Here is a 3,321-nt window from a genome sequence, read left to right as displayed (position 1 = left end):
TAATGGAGCTTTGGGGATTTTCCTCAAGGCAATGTGGGATACCACCTTTATCAACTCAGTTGGTAATGTTGTACTGGACCTTCACGATATCTCAGATGTCAGGGAATGTCTCGGTTAAAAGTATCAGTTACTAGGTGATGATCAGAAAGCGCAAGATTTGTTGCGGATGCTACAAAATTCCCCACCATAAATATGCCTCCCTTTCATCCAGATGAAAAAGGGTTTCTTTTAGGACCAATTACATTATCTTTACAACCAGGAGAGATATTATTTATTGTTGGTGAAAATGGTAGTGGCAAGTCAACCTTAGCAAAATTAATTACCGGATTATATACTCCACAATCAGGAGAAATTTATCTTAATGATCAAAGAATTACTTTAGAGAATATCGAGTGGTATCGCCAACATTTTTCAGCTATATTTTCTGATTTCTACTTATTTGAAAGTTATATGGGTATCAATTCTAATAATCTTGATCAAGAAGTAGAAACATATCTTAAACAACTCCAGTTATCCCATAAAGTAAAAGTTAAAAATGGGTTTTTATCAACTGTAAATCTTTCCCAAGGGCAAAGAAAACGTCTTGCTTTATTAACAACTTATCTGGAAAATCGCCCCATTTACCTATTTGACGAATGGGCAGCAGATCAAGAACCTAGATTTCGAGATTTATTCTATAAACAGATTCTTAAACAATTGAAAGATCGTCATAAAATAGTAATTGTTAAGCTAATGTGCAGCACTCACTGTATAATTAAAAAACCTGAAATTACAGTAACACAAGCATCTTGCTTGTATTAATTATTCAAGTTAAAAGCACAACAGCTTATCACCCATGATGATGATTATTTCCATCTTGCTGATCACATTATCAAACTCGATTATGGTCTAGTTGAGTTTGATAAGGTGAATCAATAGTTTCTCTAATTGATTAAAAGGGGTTGCTGAATTGGGGTATGATTATGATATTTGTTTCGCGCATCAGCCAAGTGAATCACTTGCGTTAGGCGCAAAGGCGCAAAGTTTCAAATTTTGAATTTGTCAATTTCATACCTGAGTTCAGCAACGCCGATTAAAAAATATAGCCAACCTAAATCATTGGTACAAACAAATGCATTCGTCTGTAAATAATTATCTGTAAATAATTGCTATATTTAGGATAAGCAGTAAAAATAATTTTCCAATTGATTAAGGCTGACTATATTTACGGATACTTTTTAGACCTCTCCGGAAATTAGGTTTTCAGATTCTTTTTCATCAGATGTCTTTTGAATAAAAATATCTCACATACACTGTTGCTTAAATATGGACGAATACATTAATATTAACAAAAAGCCAAAAATAGGCTTGTTATTTGGGTTTACTACTTTATTCTTCCTCATAGGTGGACTTTTTCTTGCCTATCGTCAGTTCTCCATTTCTAAAGAAGTTAATGAACGTCCTAGACCTATATTAGCAGAACGAACTAACTTAAGTATTGTAGTTTCAGCTAATGGCACAGCTGAACCAGAAAAAGTGGTAAATGTTAGTCCAAAAACAGTGGGGCTTCTTAAAGAACTACTGGTGGATGAAGGTGATTATATCAAAAAAGATCAGATAATTGCTAAGATGGATGATTCCAATTTGCAAGGACAATGGCTGGAGGTCAGAGGAAAACTCGCACAAGCGGAAGCAAATCTACGTAAACTGATTGCTGGTAATCGTCCACAGGAAATTGCTCAGGCACAAGCTAAACTGCAAGCATTAGAAGCGAATCTGAAAAAACTGATTGCTGGTAATCGTCCTCAGGATATTGCTCAAGTCAAAGCTAAATTAGATAGTGCTAAGGCTCTATTTAATAAAGCCCAGGAAGAACTTAATCGTAACCAAATACTTTTTGATGAAGGAGCAATTTCTGAGCAGACATTAAAAGAAAAAAAAGCAATTCGTGATTCTGCTGAAGCTACAGTAGTTGAACTTCAAGAAAGCCTGTCTCTGGTAAAAGAGGGGACTAGACAGGAAGAGATTAATCAAGCCCGTGCTGATGTTAAAAGTCAAGAGCAAATTCTAGAATTGCTAAAAGCGGGAAATAGACAAGAAGATATTGATAAAGCCCGTGCAGAGGTTGTATCTGCCCGTGGATCTCTCCAAAGTATCAAAACACAAATTAATGATACTGTGATTAAAGCTCCCTTTGATGGAGTGGTTGCTTTTAAGTATGCTGAACCTGGTGCCTTTGTTGCTCCCACAACTTCAGGAAGTTCTGTCTCTTCAGCAACTTCTTCTTCTATTTTGTCAATGATTTCTAAAAGCAGGGTTGTTGCTAATGTTTCGGAAAATAATATTACTAAAATTCGCATTGGACAAGATGTCATCATTGAAGCAGATGCTATTCGTGGCAAGGAATTTCGAGGACGAGTATCACAAATTGCTACTCAGGCGACTGTAGAACAAAATGTTACCAGCTTTAAGGTAAAAGTTGCGTTAATAGGAACAGCATCTCAGGAACTCAAGGCTGGTATGAATGTTTCTGCAAAATTTCAGGTTGGTAACTTGACGGATGTGTTAACAGTACCAACAGTGGCCGTTACCCGTCAAAATAATGTTACGGGTGTATTTGTTGTTTCTCCTAATGAATTACCTAAATTTGTGCCCATCACTGTGGGTGCTACTGTTAATAATCTTACAGAAGTTAAAAGCGGACTTGATGGTACAGAACATATATTAGTTAATACTCCATTTCAAACACCACCAAAATCAGGGTTTTCTTGGCAAAATTTACTTGGTGGCTCAAATGATCAACGACCTAGAGGTGGTCCACCACAAAGAGGTAGACCACCACAGGAAGATGGTCCGCCACAAGGAGATGAGCCACCACAAGGAGATGAGCCACCACAAGGAGGTCCTCCCTAATTACGGATCGCTAAATTGGGGACATCGCCAAACTTGAGATAATGAATTAATAATTTCAGAGAATATCGCAACATTTCTTCTGATTTAGAATAGCAAAGTGTTTGACGATGTAGTCGCTCCCAATGTTTATTTAATATCAGGCAAACTTTATTCAGCGAATTTAAACTTTTTCCTGAATATATGTAAGAAAGGTAGTTGGGGAGTTTGTCTTTGACAGAAACTCAACCTTAAAGGCTTGTGGTTATCCGTGTAAAGTATAGGATATTACCAAGTCAGAAATATTTGATTATATTTTTAGTAACTAGGACTTACGCATTGACAAAAAACATTATCTATGTATTCTAGATCATGCGATCGCTATTAAGATTAGCAAAAATATGCTCACGTACAACTAAAGTAAACAGATTCCTCTGTACTTCATACCAGTTG

At 36.3% G+C, this 3,321-nt stretch carries 1 protein-coding gene and 1 pseudogene; both read left to right on the top strand.

The annotated features are described in order from the left end of the window. Window positions 1-210: 210 nt before the first annotated feature. A pseudogene (locus H6F32_RS20090) lies at window positions 211-726 on the top strand (ATP-binding cassette domain-containing protein); the annotation flags it as partial. A 579-nt stretch (window positions 727-1,305) separates the two neighbouring features. Further along, window positions 1,306-2,892, top strand: a complete 1,587-nt coding sequence (locus tag H6F32_RS20085; protein ID WP_190371036.1) for an efflux RND transporter periplasmic adaptor subunit — start codon at window positions 1,306-1,308, stop codon at window positions 2,890-2,892. Window positions 2,893-3,321 lie beyond the last annotated feature (429 nt).

It is taken from the genome of Anabaena sp. FACHB-1237, from assembly GCF_014696225.1.
GTDB lineage: Bacteria > Cyanobacteriota > Cyanobacteriia > Cyanobacteriales > Nostocaceae > FACHB-1237.
Note: the sequence above shows the minus strand (reverse complement) of the source record. Positions and strands in the feature narration are given on the sequence as shown.